This is a genomic window from Polynucleobacter sp. MWH-HuK1 (assembly GCF_018881815.1).
GTDB lineage: Bacteria > Pseudomonadota > Gammaproteobacteria > Burkholderiales > Burkholderiaceae > Polynucleobacter.
The window spans coordinates 723,093-736,409 of sequence record NZ_JACVPP010000001.1 but is presented as its reverse complement, the minus strand read 5'-3'; the positions used below and the strand labels follow the sequence as shown (position 1 = coordinate 736,409).

Here is a 13,317-nt window from a genome sequence, read left to right as displayed (position 1 = left end):
TTATTGAAAGGAATGAGAGTGTCTTATCAAGTCACGCTCAAAACGAGCGGCAAACAATTTACCGTCAATCCAGATGAGAACGTCCTGGAGGCCGCCCTACGTCAAGGAATCAATCTTCCTTATGGCTGTAAAAATGGTGCCTGCGGATCCTGCAAAGGCAAAGTCGTAGAAGGTCAAGTTACCCATGGACAGCATAGTGAAAGCGCCCTTTCTAAAGCGGATGAAACTGCTGGAGGCATTTTATTTTGCTGCTCCCACCCTCAATCAGACCTCCTCATAGAAGCGCGTGAAGTCCAAGGTGCTGGTGATATTGCGATTCGTAAAGTTCCCTGCCGCATCAATAGCATTAATAAACCAAGCAGTGATGTCGTCATTCTGAAGTTGCAGCTCCCTGCAGCTGAACGCTTTCAGTTCTTAGCCGGACAGTACTTAGAGTTTCTTCTGAAGGACGGCCAACGTCGCGCCTATTCGATTGCTAATGCACCAGAGCAAGAAGGTCCTCTCGAATTACATATTCGCCATTTGCCCGGCGGCTTATTTACAGATTTCGTGTTTGGTGCCGTTACACCCGCGCTGAAAGAAAAAGATATCTTGCGCTTTGAAGGACCAATAGGCAGCTTCTTCTTAAGAGAGGATTCTAAAAAACCAATTATCTTTGTTGCCGCTGGCACAGGCTTTGCCCCCATTAAATCCATCATCGAACAAATGCAGGCCAAAAAGATTCAGCGACCAATTCACCTTTACTGGGGTGGTCGTCGGCCTAGCGATTTGTACTTGAATGACCTATGCCGGGCTTGGGAAAAAGAAATTCCTGGCTTCAAGTACATCCCGGTAATCTCAGATGCACTGGCAGAAGATGGCTGGCAGGGACGCACTGGCTTTGTGCACCAAGCCGTGATGGCAGACCATCCTGACATGCAAAGCTTTCAAGTCTATGCTTGTGGTGCCCCAGTCATGGTCAATGCAGCCAGAAATGACTTCTCAAGCAAATGCCAGCTACCCGAGGACGAATTCTTTGCCGACTCATTTACCAGTGCTGCGGATTTAGCGACAGCCTAGGAACCGTGAAATCAAATCAGCAGGATAATAGAAGCCTTATTTGCCCCTATTAACTTATCAACTCATACCAGCATGAATAAGCCACTCCAGACTATTGATACCCATTCAGTCATGTTCATTACTCCGCGTCCAGAAGTGGTGATGGTTGAAGGCAAGGGCTCATGGCTAACAGATAACAATGGCAAGCGCTATTTAGACTTCCTGCAAGGTTGGGCTGTGAATTGCTTGGGTCACGGTAACCCAGGAATGATTGAGGCACTCAATGCGCAAGCAAAGAAGTTGATCAATCCAAGCCCTGCGTTCTATAACGATCCGATGATTGGTTTATCCAACCTACTTACAGAAAACAGCTGCTTTGACAAAGTGTTCTTCGCAAACAGTGGTGCGGAGGCCAATGAAGGTGCAATTAAATTAGCACGCAAATGGGGTCAACTCAATAAATCTGGCGCCTTTGAAATCATTACCTTTGATCACAGTTTTCATGGGCGCACATTAGCAACGATGAGCGCCTCTGGAAAACCAAACTGGGACACCATGTTCGCTCCACAGGTTGCAGGCTTTCCCAAAGCAGATCTAAACGATTTAGAGTCCGTGAAAAAACTCGTGACCGATAAAACGGTTGCAGTGATGCTCGAGCCAGTTCAAGGCGAGGGCGGCGTGATCCCAACTACCAAAGAATTTATGCGTGAATTACGCAAGTTCACCAAAGAAAACAATATTCTTTTGATTGTTGATGAAGTGCAAGCAGGCTGCGGCCGTACCGGCACCCTCTTTGCCTACCAAAACTATGGCATTGAGCCAGACATCATGACTTTGGGCAAAGGTATTGGTGGTGGCGTCCCATTGGCAGCCTTGTTGGCTACCGATGCAGTGGCATGCTTTGTGCCTGGCGATCAAGGTGGCACATACAACGGTAACCCCTTGATGACTGCAGTAGGCATTAGCGTGATTGAGCAGCTCTTGGCGCCAGGATTTTTAGATAGCGTAAAAGCCAAAGGCGAGCTACTCAAATCAGAATTACTCAAGCTTTGTGCTGAATTTAACCTTGAAGGTGAGCGCGGAGAAGGATTACTGCGCGCTTTAATGCTCGGAAAAGATATTGGCCCAAAACTAGTTGATCTAGCCCGCGATCGAGATCCCGAAGGTTTGTTGATTAATTCACCAAGACCAAACTTGTTGCGCTTTATGCCCGCCTTAAATGTCTCTGATGATGAAATTCGTCAGATGTGCAATATGCTGCGCGAGTTACTTAAGGAAGTGGCGTAAGACTTACCACCGCTAACTGCCCACTTCCTCACCGAGGTAGGCGGCTCTCACCCGCGAGTCTTCGAGCAAATCCTTGCCAGATCCACTGAGAGTAATTAAGCCGCTTTCCATGACATAAGCACGATCCGCCATCTGTAAAGCTAGTCGTGCGTTCTGCTCTACGAGCAAAATAGTCATCCCACTCGAAGAGAGACTGCGAACAACATCAAAAATCGTCTCAACCATGATCGGGGATAGCCCCATTGATGGCTCATCCAACAGCAATAACTTAGGCTCAGCCATCATCGCCCTACCCATTGCCACCATCTGTTGCTCACCACCAGATAGCGTGCCTGCCAACTGAGATTGGCGCTCTTTAAGCCTTGGGAAATACGAATACACCTCTTCAAGCTTGAGCTCGATATCCTTTGGATTTGTTTTTAAGTAAGCGCCCATTTGGAGGTTTTCCAAAATCGTCATGCGCTTAAATATACCTCGCCCTTCAGGCACCATGCCCAGTCCCAGATGCACCAATTCATAAGCGGGCAACTTCCTAGTTTCCTGATTTGCAAAATGAATATCTCCGGCTGATGGGGTCAACAAACCGGCAATGGCTTTCATACTAGAACTCTTGCCGGCGCCATTCGCACCAATCAAAGCCACAAGCTCGCCTTGATTAACATGCAAATCTACCCCTTTGACAGCGTTAATGCCTCCATAGGAGACCTTGAGATCTTTTACATTAAGTAAGGCGCTCATCATGCAGCCCCTTGTCCAAGATAAGCTCTGATGACCTCTGGATGCGTACGCACATCCACAGGCCTCCCAGAGGCAATCACTTTGCCGTAATCAAGCACAGTGAGGCTATCGCAAATACCCATCACCAAGCTCACATCATGCTCGATGAGCAAAATCGTTTTATCGTCCGCACGAATACGCAACAATAACTCGCGAAGCTCCAGCTTCTCGGTAGCGTTCATGCCGGCAGCAGGCTCATCCAGCGCCAAGAGCTTAGGCTCGGTAGCCAATGCTCTCGCAATTTCTAAGCGGCGCTGATGTCCGTAGGAAAGGTTGCGCGCTTGCATATTAGCAAACTCACCAAGACCAACATAAGCCAAGAGCTGTTGGGCCTTTTCTCTAATGGAGCGCTCTTCACGTTGAGTAGATGGAGAGCGAAAGATTGCGCCTAACAATCCGGCTTTAGTGCGGCAGTGACAACCTACCATAACATTTTCTAAAACAGTCATTTCGCCAAAGAGGCGAATGTTTTGAAATGTTCTAGCAAGGCCAGATTTCGTTACTTCAGAAACAGATTCCGGAAAATAAGATTTGCCATCAAATAAAAATATTCCAGAGTCGGCCGGGTATAAACCAGTAATGACATTAAAGAAAGTAGTCTTGCCGGCACCATTAGGACCTATTAATCCAACGATTGCGCCATGCGCTACCTGTAGGCCGACAGCGTCTAGAGCCTGAACACCGCCAAAGCGCTTTGAAACATCGGCGACATCTAGAAGCAAGTGATCTGATCTTGTCATTACCTTGCCCCATTTTTTTGCCAAATACCGCCTGGGCGATAGAGCATGATCAAAATTAAAGCCAAGCCATAAATCAACTGGCGAATGATTTCCACGTCAACGATGACATGACCAAATAGAAACTGCTGAACCGGCTGGGCGATGACACGTAATACTTCCGGAAATACTGCCAAAAGTACGGCACCCAAAATCACTCCTGGAATGTGTCCTATACCGCCGAGAACCACCATAGCCAAGACTACGATCGACTCCCAAAGAGTGAATGACTCTGGAGAAACAAAGCCCTGGAAAGCAGAGAACAGCACTCCCGCTACACCAGCAAAAGAAGCGCCAATAGCAAAGGCCAGTAATTTCATATTACGGGTATTAATACCCATCGCTTTAGCAGCAATCTCGTCTTCACGAATCGCGATCCAAGCGCGGCCAATACGGGAGTCTTGCAAATGCAAGCAAACGATGGCGACTGCGATTGCCAGCAGAAGGAATAAATAGAAAACCAAATACAAACCAGGGATTTGCACAAACCCCAGATCCAAAGGCCTGGTAAAGGGGATGCCAAATAGCTGGATAGGATCAATTCCGGAAATTCCCTTGGGGCCATTAGTGAGATTGAGAGGGCGATCCAGGTTATTCATAAAGATACGAATAATTTCACCGAAACCCAAAGTCACAATCGCCAGATAGTCTCCACGCAATTGCAGGGTAGGCAAGCCCAAGATCAGCCCGAAGAGAGCTGCCAAGATGATGGAAAAAACCGCAACCATCCAGGGAGAAAAATGCATACCCTCCGGAAAGCTTGCTGCAATGCTTTCAAACTGAGTTGGTAGATGAGGGGAAGCCAATAAAGCAAAGCTGTAAGCGCCCAATGCATAAAAAGCGATGTAACCCAAATCTAAAAGACCCGCAAAACCAACAACTACATTTAAGCCTAAAGCGAGCACGATATAGAGCAAAGCAAAGTCGAGTACCCGCACCCAATAGTTACCACCAGCGGCTCCCACCACCCAAGGCAGTAGTACTAAAGCAATAACTCCAAGCCATAGATAGGCTGAGTGGCTCAAACGATTGGTAAAAAGATTTTTAAGCACGATCAGAAACCTTCTCACCCAATAAACCGGTAGGGCGCAATACCAAAACTAAGATCAATACCAAGAAAGCAAAAATATCCTGGTAGTTGGAGCCAAAGACTCCACCAGTAAGCTCACCGATATATCCAGCACCCAAAGATTCAATCAAGCCCAATAGCAGACCACCCAACATCGCGCCCTGCAAATTACCAATACCACCCAAAACGGCGGCAGTAAATGCTTTCAGGCCCGGAATGAAGCCCATATAAAAATGTACGTTGCCATAGTTGCTTGCAATCATGACTCCCGCAAGACCTGCTAATGCGCCGCCCAACATAAACGTAATTGAGATAACACGATTTGGATTAACACCCATTAGTGCAGCAATTTGTGTTTGCTCAGCAGTAGCGCGCATTGCCCTGCCAAGCTTTGTTTTTTCAACCAAAAATAATAAGCCAGCCATCACTGCCAAGGCCACTATGATGATCACAATTTCTTTACCGGTAATCGTCGCGCCACTACCCCATAAATCAATTGGAGTTGATGGCAGTAATTGTGGATAGGTCATCGGATTGCGTGACCAAATCATCATTGCAACGGTTTGTAGCAAAATGGACATACCAATAGCAGATATCAATGGAGCCAAACGAGGCGCATTGCGAAGAGGCCGATAAGCAATCCGCTCAATCCAGTAACTCAAGCCTGCACAGACTGCCATCGTAACTGGCAAGACAATCAGGAGGGTGAGCCAACCTGGCAAATCACTTGTTAAGCTTAAGATCAAGCGCAGCAATGAAAGCGAAACCATTGCACCAATCATCAAGACTTCGCCATGTGCAAAATTAATTATCCCCAGTACACCATACACCATGGTGTATCCCAGCGCGATCAGGGCGTAAATACTACCCAGCACTAAGCCGTTAATGATCTGCTGAAGAAGAATGTCCATGAAGTGTTTATTTAGTCTTGATAAAAAAATAGCACCGCAATAGCGGCGCCATTTTTTATTGAAATGTCATTACATCTTAATGAAATCAAGTACTGTTTTCTTTTTATCTTTGAAGTCATACAAGGTAATTACACCCTCTTTCATATCGCCTTTGTTATCAAAAGCAATATTACCCACCAGGCCTTGCATTTTGGTATCTGGCATAGCGGCCAAAATCTTTGCAGGATCAGTTGAGTTTGAGCGCTTCATAGAATCCACCAAAACATAGACTGCGTCATAGGTGAAAGGTGCATAAATTTGAACATCGGAGTTAAAGCGCTCTTTGTAGCGTTTCTGAAATTCAGCGCCTTGCGCCATCTTTGATAAAGCCATACCAGCTTCAGAGCAAGTTACGTTAACTACAGCATCGCCAGCCAATTCAGAAAGCTTCTCGGTACACATACCGTCACCACCAACTACTTTCGCTTTAATACCAAGCTCTGCAGCTTGTTTAGTTAATGGGCCACCGGTAGCATCCATGCCGCCATACATGATGACATCTGGCTTGCTGCCTTTAATCTTCGTCAAGATAGCCTTGAAATCAGTGGCCTTGTTATTACTCGCCTCGCGAGTGACCACTTTCATACCGGCAGCTTTAACTGTTTTCTCAAACTCATCAGCCAGGCCTTTACCGTACTGAGTGGAGTCATCAATGATGGCTACTGTTTTTGCCTTCAATGTATTGGCAACGTAGTTAGCTAAAGCTGGGCCTTGCTGCGCATCAGTAGCCACCAAGCGATAAGTCGTCTTGAAGCCTTGCTTGGTATAGTCAGGATTAGTGGCAGATGGTGATACCTGTGTAATACCCGCATCACTATAAATACGTGAGGCTGGAATACTTGTTCCGGAATTTAAGTGCCCCACTACGCCAACCACTTTAGCATCTACTAACTTTTGCGCTACCTGAGTGGCCGTCTTTGGATCTTCTGCATCATCTTCTGGCACCAAAGTCAGCACTACTTTTTTACCGTCAATTGTTAAGCCTGCTTTATTGATTTCTTCAAGCGCTAAGCGTGCGCCATTCTCATTATCTTTACCCAAGTGGGCAATTGGGCCTGTAAGCGGAGCTACGTGGCCAATTTTTACTTCAATAGCATCCGATGAAACTGCAGCAGATTTATCGCCACCTTTGCCACAAGCAGCTAGCAGTAAAGCTGACGCCGCTAAAGCAAGAGTGCTTTTTGTTATGTGTGATTTGTTCATGCACAGCTCCTCTGTTATGGATTTATGTATCGATACTTTAATCAACTAAATTTTTTGGCAAAGAAAAGGTGACATCTTCAACTACGCCATCTAGTGTACGTACGTGTCGTGGTCCAAACTCCTGAATGCGACTAACGATAGACTGGGCCAAGCTTTCTGGAGCAGAAGCTCCTGCAGTCAAGCCAACCCGCTTTTTACCAACAAACCATTCTGGCTTGAGTTGTTCTGGGGAGTCCACCATGTAAGAAGGAACGCCGAGTTTTTCAGCCAGCTCTCGCAAACGATTAGAGTTAGAACTCGTAGCGCTTCCCACCACAATAACCACCTCAACTTGAGGAGCCATAAATTTCACGGCATCTTGACGATTCTGAGTGGCATAACAAATATCTTGTTTACGAGGCTGAACAATATTGGGAAACTTTTGGGTTAACGCTTCAACAATTTCTTTCGTCTCATCTACTGAGAGTGTTGTTTGCGTAACAAATGCAATCTTCTCTTCGGCCGAGAACGGCAAAGCACTCACATCGCCGAGCTTCTCAATTAAGAACACGCCCTCTTTAACCTGGCCCATAGTCCCCTCAACCTCAGGGTGTCCAGCATGACCAATCATCAAGACCGTATAACCGTCCTTGCACATCTTGACGACCTCAAGATGGACCTTGGTAACCAAAGGACATGTAGCGTCATATACCTGCAAACCTCTTGCTTCAGCATCTTTACGCACCTCTTGAGAAACCCCGTGAGCACTAAATACAACGATGCCACCCTTAGGGACCTCATGCAATTCTTCCACAAACACTGCACCCTTATCGCGCAGTTCATTCACCACATAGGCGTTATGAACAATTTCATGGCGTACATAGATCGGCGCACCAAAACGATTGAGAGCTTCATTCACGATATTGATTGCACGATCAACACCCGCACAAAAACCACGCGGTTGTGCCATCAAAATTTCTGCGTTATTAGAATCACTCATGATTTACAGAATCGCCACAATCTCTGCTTCAAAAGTTACTGGTCTGCCGGCAAGGGGATGATTGAAATCAAACCATGCGCCCTCTTCATTAATCGATTGCAAAACACCTGCGTACTGAGCACCTCCAGGAGCATTGAACTCAATCACATCTCCAGGATTAAATTCCACATCGTCATCTCTCCCTTCTTTCAGGGCTTTAAGAGATACCCATTGCACTAAATCTTCTTTGCGCTCACCAAAACTTTCTTCGGGAGCAAGTAGCGCACTTTTTTTCTCACCAACACCCAAACCCAGCAAGACCTTTTCAAAGCAAGGAGCAAATTGTCCAGACCCCATCAAAACCGTCGCAGGACGATCGATAAAAGTATTGATGTAATCCTCCCCATTAGGCAAAGTGAGCCGATAGTTGAGGGTCAAATAGGAATTAGGCAAAACGGTAAGCTTAGTCATAAGGTGATTGTATCTAGGCCAGCGCTAGCTGTGCATTCTCCAATTACTGGTTGGCCAAAAAATGAGCGGCCCAGAGAGAAGCTTCGCACAAACGGAGCGGCGGCACTTTCTGACGCAGAATTACTTGCCATTTTTCTGCGGGTAGGCGTTAAAGGAAAGAGTGCAGTAGCCCTCGCCAAGGATCTACTCCATCACTTTGGAAGCCTCCCGCGACTATTAGCCAGCAGCCCCCAAGAATTAACCCAGATTCACGGCATGGGCCTCTCTAAGTGGGCGCAAATTCAAGCAGCATATGAGCTGGTGAAGCGAAGCTTGGAGGATGGCCTTACCCAAGACCCCATCTTTTCATCACCTAACCATGTCAGGGAGTTCTTGCAGGCCAAAATTGGCCGCCTTCCCCATGAGGTCTTCCTCTGCCTCTACTTAGACTCCCGACTACACCTCATTGAATGTGAGGAGCTATTTAGGGGCTCCATCACGCAGACGGCTATTTATCCCCGGGAGATCCTCAAAGAGGCGCTAGCGAAAAATGCCAGCGCCCTCATCGTCGCCCATAACCATCCCAGCGGCAATCCACTGCCCAGCAATGCAGACCAGGAGCTGACCAAGGTGCTTCTAAATGCACTCCAATTGGTAGATATTCAGCTACTAGACCACTGTATTGTGAGTGGCAGTGGTTTTTTCTCATTTTCGGATGCAGGCCTTATGAAAAATGGCAATTAATGATAGTAAACGCTAACTTATAAGGTGATTTTAGGGGTGAGATCTCTTTTTAAGACTAACTCCCCAAAACCAAACACAATTAGGGCTAGCCCAAAATAGGCTGGGACTGATACAATCTTCCTTTTTCGCAATTAATGGAGTTAAGTCATGGCAAAAGTTTGCCAAGTCACTGGGAAAAAGCCGATGGTTGGCAACAATGTATCCCATGCAAACAATAAAACGAAGCGTCGCTTTTTGCCGAATTTGCAAAACCGTCGTTTCTGGGTTGAATCTGAAAACCGTTGGATTAGCTTGCGCTTAACCAATGCTGGTTTGCGCGTTATCGACAAGAACGGCATCGATGCTGTTTTGTCTGATCTCCGTGCACGTGGCGAAATTTAAGGAGCGCACAAATGGCTAAAGGCGGCAGAGAAAAAATCAAGTTAGAGTCATCAGCAGGTACTGGTCACTTCTACACAACTTCAAAAAATAAGCGTACAAAGCCTGAGAAAATGGAGATCATGAAGTTCGATCCAACCATTCGCAAGCACGTTGCTTACAAAGAAACAAAGCTGAAGTAATTACTTCATTCAGCAAATAAAAAACCCGCTACATCAGCGGGTTTTTTATTGTCTAGAACTTTACTTAAGCGTAGCGACGCAATCTCAAAGAGAACTCACGCAAACTGGTTAAACCACTTTCCTCTGCATGCTGACACCAAGCACGTAACTGGAATAGCAATTGCTCTTTAGTGGCTGAAGAACGACTCCAGATGGCTTGTAACTCTCGACGCATTTCAATCATCTTTCGCAACTGAGTATTGCCTGCCATCAACTCTTCAAGCTTTAATTTCTCTTGCTCAGTCAAGCGTGACTCATCCTTAGCCAACCAAGTGCGAGCATCGCCCAGATGTGCAGCCAAGACCTGCATGTGCTGCACTTCGTTGATAAAGAAACTACGCAATGTCTTGCTATAGCGGGCCATGATTTCGTATCGATTCGCAATGATTGCTTCTAAAGTATTTTGATCTGCAGGACGCAAGTCACTCAGTACCGGTTTAGGAGGCGTTTTTTTCACAGTCGCCAAACCAACAGCGCTCATGATCTGGATATACATCCAACCGATATCGAACTCGTACCATTTATTCGATAGCTTCGCACTTGTTGCAAAAGTGTGATGATTGTTATGCAGCTCTTCGCCGCCAATCAAAATACCCCAAGGCACAATATTTCTAGAAGCATCTTCGCAATCAAAGTTGCGATAACCCCAAAAGTGGCCAATGCCGTTAATCACGCCAGCAGCCGTAATTGGAATCCATAACATTTGTACTGCCCAAACTGTTAAGCCAATAGCGCCAAATAAAAACACATCGATGATGAGCATGATGGCAACACCCTGCCAAGAAAACTTGGAGTAAATGTTGTGCTCAATCCAATCATCGGGAGTGCCATGGCCAAACTTATCTAGAGTCTCTTGATTGGCCGCTTCTTTTTTGTAAAGCTCAGCACCGCGACAAAGCACAGTGTTGATTCCTAAAATCTGTGGGCTATGTGGATCATCTACAGTCTCACATTTGGCGTGGTGCTTGCGGTGAATGGCGGCCCACTCTTTGGTCACCATGCCGGTGGTCAACCAAAGCCAAAAACGAAAAAAATGTGAAACGATTGGATGTAAATCTAAAGCACGATGCGCTTGGCAACGGTGCAAGAAAATGGTGACTGCGGCAATCGTGATGTGGGTGGCTATTAATGTGAATACAACAATCTTCCACCAAGACCAATCTAAATATCCATTCCCAAGCCAATGGAGAAACAAATCAAAACCTGAAGCAGTATTCAAAAGGGATTCCCTAAAGAGATCTAAACTTCTATTTTAGTTCCTTAGGGGCCTTATTGTTTATGACCTTAGTTTGTTTTTGATCGTTTTTTCAGATTCCGGGGTTGGTGCGGCAGCCTTTTTTTGGAAAACTGCCCCAAAGAAACCATCAGTTCCATGAATATGAGGCCATAACTGCCACCAAGGATTATCAGGACTGCATCCTAAAGGTAATTTCTCCTTTGGAAACAATGGCTTAAGAGCTTCGGCAGCTGGAATAACTTCAAATTGGGGGTGTTTTGCTAGAAAATCCTCAGCAATAGCCTGATTCTCTTGAGGCAACAGGCTACAGGTCGCATAAACCAGGCGGCCGCCAGGCTTTAATAGCCGTGCAGCCGAGTGCAGGATGCTCATTTGTTTCTGGTTTAGCTCCAAAACCCCCTCTGGAGTCTGGCGCCACTTCAAATCAGGATTACGTCGCAAAGTACCCATTCCACTACAAGGGGCATCTACCAGCACACGATCAATCTTTCCGGCAAGGCGTTTGATCTTGGCATCATTCTCACTATCAATCCATACAGGATGAACGTTAGAAAGGCCGCTACGCGCTTGTCTTGGCTTCAAATTGGCTAATCGGCGCTCGGATGTATCCAAGGCATATAAACGCCCTGTAGAGCGCATGATGGCTCCAATCGCTAGAGTCTTGCCGCCAGCACCAGCGCAAAAGTCCACAACCATTTCACCGCGCTTTGGTGCAAGGAGATAAGCCAAGAGCTGACTACCTTCATCTTGCACTTCAAACATGCCCGCTTTAAAACCTGGCGTATTTTGCAAGGCTGGTTTGCCCATAATGCGTACACCATCAGGTGCATATGGAGTTGGAATTGCTTGATAGCGACCGCCCAATGCGTTCATCTGCGAGAGCAGCTCTTCACGATTGGTTTTCATGGTGTTCGCACGCAAATCCAATAATGCAGGATGCATTAAAGATTTAGCCAATGCTTCACGAGATTCTTCGCCAGGATATTTACCAAATGCATCCCACAACCACTCAGGCAAATTATTACGGACAAGAGGATTTAAAGCAGCAGGATCAACTGTTGCAAAACGTTGCAACCATTCATATTCACCGGGCTTTAGTACATGCGCAAGGTCGGCGATGGCACTCTCTGCACGATTCGCAGAACCCAGCCCACCTTCAGACAGAGCAGACAGCAAACCCAATAGGGCTAAGCGTCTAGCTTGAGAGCCCTCACCGCTAGAAGCAAATTGTGAGAACTCATTTTTACGACGCAAGATCGCAAATGCACTCTCCGCAATCAAAGCTCGGTCACGATTTCCAAGCTGTTTCTCTTCTCTGAAATAACGACTCACAACACGATCAGCGGGTTGCTCAAAGCTGAGCAACTCAGGCAAGAGACGCTCAAGATGAATTGCATGTTGCGGCAATGCTTTTGCATTAGAAAAATTCTTTTGACCTTCAGGCGCAATGAGATTGCCACTGGCATTGCGACGCTCAGGTCGACGCAATGGATCTTTCGATTTCACTGCGTAACTTTTGTGCGGGGCTAATCTGCTACTAGATTTGCGGGGTGGACGTTCTGCACTCATAATTTAAAAAATTGCGACTCCGGGGGTTGTAACTTCACTTGATTACCTTCTATTCGCAATCGTCCATCGAGGAACCATTTTACGGCCCGCGGATAAATTTGATGCTCAGCCGTCAAAACACGGGCTGCCAAGGTATCTGCATCATCCCCTTCTAGCACCGGAACTGAGGCCTGACAAATAATTGGCCCCTCGTCTACGCCTTCATTCACAAAGTGCACCGTAGCGCCATGCTCTTTGACCCCGGCCTCCAAAGCCCGTTCATGAGTATGCAAGCCTGGGAAGGCGGGTAGTAGGGCTGGGTGGATATTAATTAAGCGACCCTCGAAATGACGAATGAATCCAGGGGTCAAAATTCTCATAAATCCAGCAAGAACCACTAAATCAGCCCCTAAAGCGTCTATCTGCTGAATTAAGGCGGCATCAAAGGACTCGCGCGTTGGATGCTCTTTATGCTCAATTGCAAAAGCCGGAATACCCTGCGAGCTAGCAAAATCAAGGCCCTTAGCCGCCGAGTGATTCGCTATCACCCCGGCAAATGTGACTGGCCATTGCTCTTTTTGGGCTGTTTTGAAGATGGCCTCGAAATTAGATCCGCGGCCTGAGATTAAGGTGACGATAGAAGGCATGCCCACAATATAATTGATGGCTACCCTGAAAGCG

Annotated in this window: 15 protein-coding genes; 5 read left to right on the top strand and 10 right to left on the bottom strand. The window is 46.6% G+C overall.

Annotated features, from left to right (window positions below; genetic code table 11):
- Positions 1–18: 18 nt before the first annotated feature.
- Both ICE93_RS03855 and ICE93_RS03850 read left to right on the top strand, forming a co-directional pair.
- On the top strand, positions 19–1,059 hold the full coding sequence (locus tag ICE93_RS03855; protein ID WP_216185772.1) for a 2Fe-2S iron-sulfur cluster-binding protein: 1,041 nt from the start codon (positions 19–21) through the stop codon (positions 1,057–1,059).
- A gap of 72 nt (positions 1,060–1,131) precedes the next feature.
- Positions 1,132–2,325: an acetylornithine transaminase gene (locus tag ICE93_RS03850; RefSeq protein WP_216185770.1), complete on the top strand. Its 1,194-nt coding sequence runs from the start codon at positions 1,132–1,134 to the stop codon at positions 2,323–2,325.
- 12 nt (positions 2,326–2,337) lie between these two features.
- On the opposite strand, the gene ICE93_RS03845 is transcribed toward ICE93_RS03850, so the two are convergent.
- The 7 genes from ICE93_RS03845 to ICE93_RS03815 form a co-directional block, all read right to left on the bottom strand.
- Positions 2,338–3,066, bottom strand: coding sequence for an ABC transporter ATP-binding protein (locus tag ICE93_RS03845; protein WP_216185768.1), 729 nt, complete (start codon positions 3,064–3,066; stop codon positions 2,338–2,340).
- Complete coding sequence (locus ICE93_RS03840; protein ID WP_216185766.1) at positions 3,063–3,842, bottom strand: ABC transporter ATP-binding protein; 780 nt, start codon at positions 3,840–3,842, stop codon at positions 3,063–3,065. Before ICE93_RS03840 ends, ICE93_RS03845 begins: the two co-directional genes overlap by 4 nt.
- Entirely contained in the window at positions 3,842–4,903 is a 1,062-nt protein-coding gene (locus ICE93_RS03835) for a branched-chain amino acid ABC transporter permease (RefSeq protein ID WP_255554684.1), read from the bottom strand. Before ICE93_RS03835 ends, ICE93_RS03840 begins: the two co-directional genes overlap by 1 nt.
- A 19-nt stretch (positions 4,904–4,922) precedes the next feature.
- Positions 4,923–5,858, bottom strand: a complete 936-nt coding sequence (locus ICE93_RS03830; RefSeq protein ID WP_216185762.1) for a branched-chain amino acid ABC transporter permease — start codon at positions 5,856–5,858, stop codon at positions 4,923–4,925.
- 69 nt (positions 5,859–5,927) lie between these two features.
- Positions 5,928–7,100 (bottom strand): branched-chain amino acid ABC transporter substrate-binding protein, encoded by a 1,173-nt coding sequence (locus ICE93_RS03825; protein WP_216185760.1) that lies wholly within the window; start codon positions 7,098–7,100, stop codon positions 5,928–5,930.
- A 37-nt stretch (positions 7,101–7,137) separates the two neighbouring features.
- On the bottom strand, positions 7,138–8,079 hold the full coding sequence (gene ispH, locus ICE93_RS03820; protein WP_216185758.1) for a 4-hydroxy-3-methylbut-2-enyl diphosphate reductase: 942 nt from the start codon (positions 8,077–8,079) through the stop codon (positions 7,138–7,140).
- 3 nt (positions 8,080–8,082) lie between these two features.
- Positions 8,083–8,529, bottom strand: a complete 447-nt coding sequence (locus ICE93_RS03815; protein ID WP_068320950.1) for a peptidylprolyl isomerase — start codon at positions 8,527–8,529, stop codon at positions 8,083–8,085.
- Between the two features lie 3 nt (positions 8,530–8,532).
- On the opposite strand from ICE93_RS03815, the gene radC reads away from it, so the two are divergent.
- The 3 genes from radC to rpmG all read left to right on the top strand — a co-directional run bounded on the left by radC (position 8,533) and on the right by rpmG (position 9,812).
- Positions 8,533–9,252 (top strand): DNA repair protein RadC, encoded by a 720-nt coding sequence (gene radC / locus ICE93_RS03810; RefSeq protein WP_216185756.1) that lies wholly within the window; start codon positions 8,533–8,535, stop codon positions 9,250–9,252.
- Positions 9,253–9,399: 147 nt separating this feature from the next.
- Entirely contained in the window at positions 9,400–9,633 is a 234-nt protein-coding gene (rpmB, locus tag ICE93_RS03805) for a 50S ribosomal protein L28 (protein ID WP_011903570.1), read from the top strand.
- An 11-nt stretch (positions 9,634–9,644) separates the two neighbouring features.
- Positions 9,645–9,812, top strand: a complete 168-nt coding sequence (rpmG, locus tag ICE93_RS03800) for a 50S ribosomal protein L33 (protein WP_015421876.1) — start codon at positions 9,645–9,647, stop codon at positions 9,810–9,812.
- A gap of 64 nt (positions 9,813–9,876) precedes the next feature.
- On the opposite strand, the gene ICE93_RS03795 is transcribed toward rpmG, so the two are convergent.
- Genes ICE93_RS03795 through purN form a run of 3 tightly spaced genes read right to left on the bottom strand, consistent with a single transcriptional unit; the run spans position 9,877 to position 13,283 of the window.
- Positions 9,877–11,070, bottom strand: coding sequence for an acyl-CoA desaturase (locus tag ICE93_RS03795; RefSeq protein WP_216185754.1), 1,194 nt, complete (start codon positions 11,068–11,070; stop codon positions 9,877–9,879).
- 57 nt (positions 11,071–11,127) lie between these two features.
- A complete protein-coding gene (locus ICE93_RS03790; protein ID WP_370624588.1) occupies positions 11,128–12,594 on the bottom strand; it encodes an RsmB/NOP family class I SAM-dependent RNA methyltransferase in 1,467 nt (488 codons plus the stop codon).
- Between the two features lie 59 nt (positions 12,595–12,653).
- Positions 12,654–13,283 carry a phosphoribosylglycinamide formyltransferase gene (gene purN / locus ICE93_RS03785; RefSeq protein WP_216185749.1) on the bottom strand — a complete coding sequence of 210 codons (630 nt, stop codon included), beginning with the start codon at positions 13,281–13,283 and terminating at the stop codon, positions 12,654–12,656.
- Between the last annotated feature and the right edge of the window lie 34 nt (positions 13,284–13,317).

What these genes read in the sequence shown, in the direction of transcription:
- ICE93_RS03815 (WP_068320950.1), bottom strand. Translation starts at nt 8,529, where the DNA reads ATGACTAAGCTTACCGTTTTGCCTAATTCCTATTTGACCCTCAACTAT.
- ICE93_RS03850 (WP_216185770.1), top strand. Translation starts at nt 1,132, where the DNA reads ATGAATAAGCCACTCCAGACTATTGATACCCATTCAGTCATGTTCATT.
- ICE93_RS03830 (WP_216185762.1), bottom strand. Translation starts at nt 5,858, where the DNA reads ATGGACATTCTTCTTCAGCAGATCATTAACGGCTTAGTGCTGGGTAGT.
- ICE93_RS03825 (WP_216185760.1), bottom strand. Translation starts at nt 7,100, where the DNA reads ATGAACAAATCACACATAACAAAAAGCACTCTTGCTTTAGCGGCGTCA.
- rpmB (WP_011903570.1), top strand. Translation starts at nt 9,400, where the DNA reads ATGGCAAAAGTTTGCCAAGTCACTGGGAAAAAGCCGATGGTTGGCAAC.
- ispH (WP_216185758.1), bottom strand. Translation starts at nt 8,079, where the DNA reads ATGAGTGATTCTAATAACGCAGAAATTTTGATGGCACAACCGCGTGGT.
- purN (WP_216185749.1), bottom strand. Translation starts at nt 13,283, where the DNA reads ATGCCTTCTATCGTCACCTTAATCTCAGGCCGCGGATCTAATTTCGAG.
- rpmG (WP_015421876.1), top strand. Translation starts at nt 9,645, where the DNA reads ATGGCTAAAGGCGGCAGAGAAAAAATCAAGTTAGAGTCATCAGCAGGT.
- ICE93_RS03845 (WP_216185768.1), bottom strand. Translation starts at nt 3,066, where the DNA reads ATGATGAGCGCCTTACTTAATGTAAAAGATCTCAAGGTCTCCTATGGA.
- ICE93_RS03840 (WP_216185766.1), bottom strand. Translation starts at nt 3,842, where the DNA reads ATGACAAGATCAGATCACTTGCTTCTAGATGTCGCCGATGTTTCAAAG.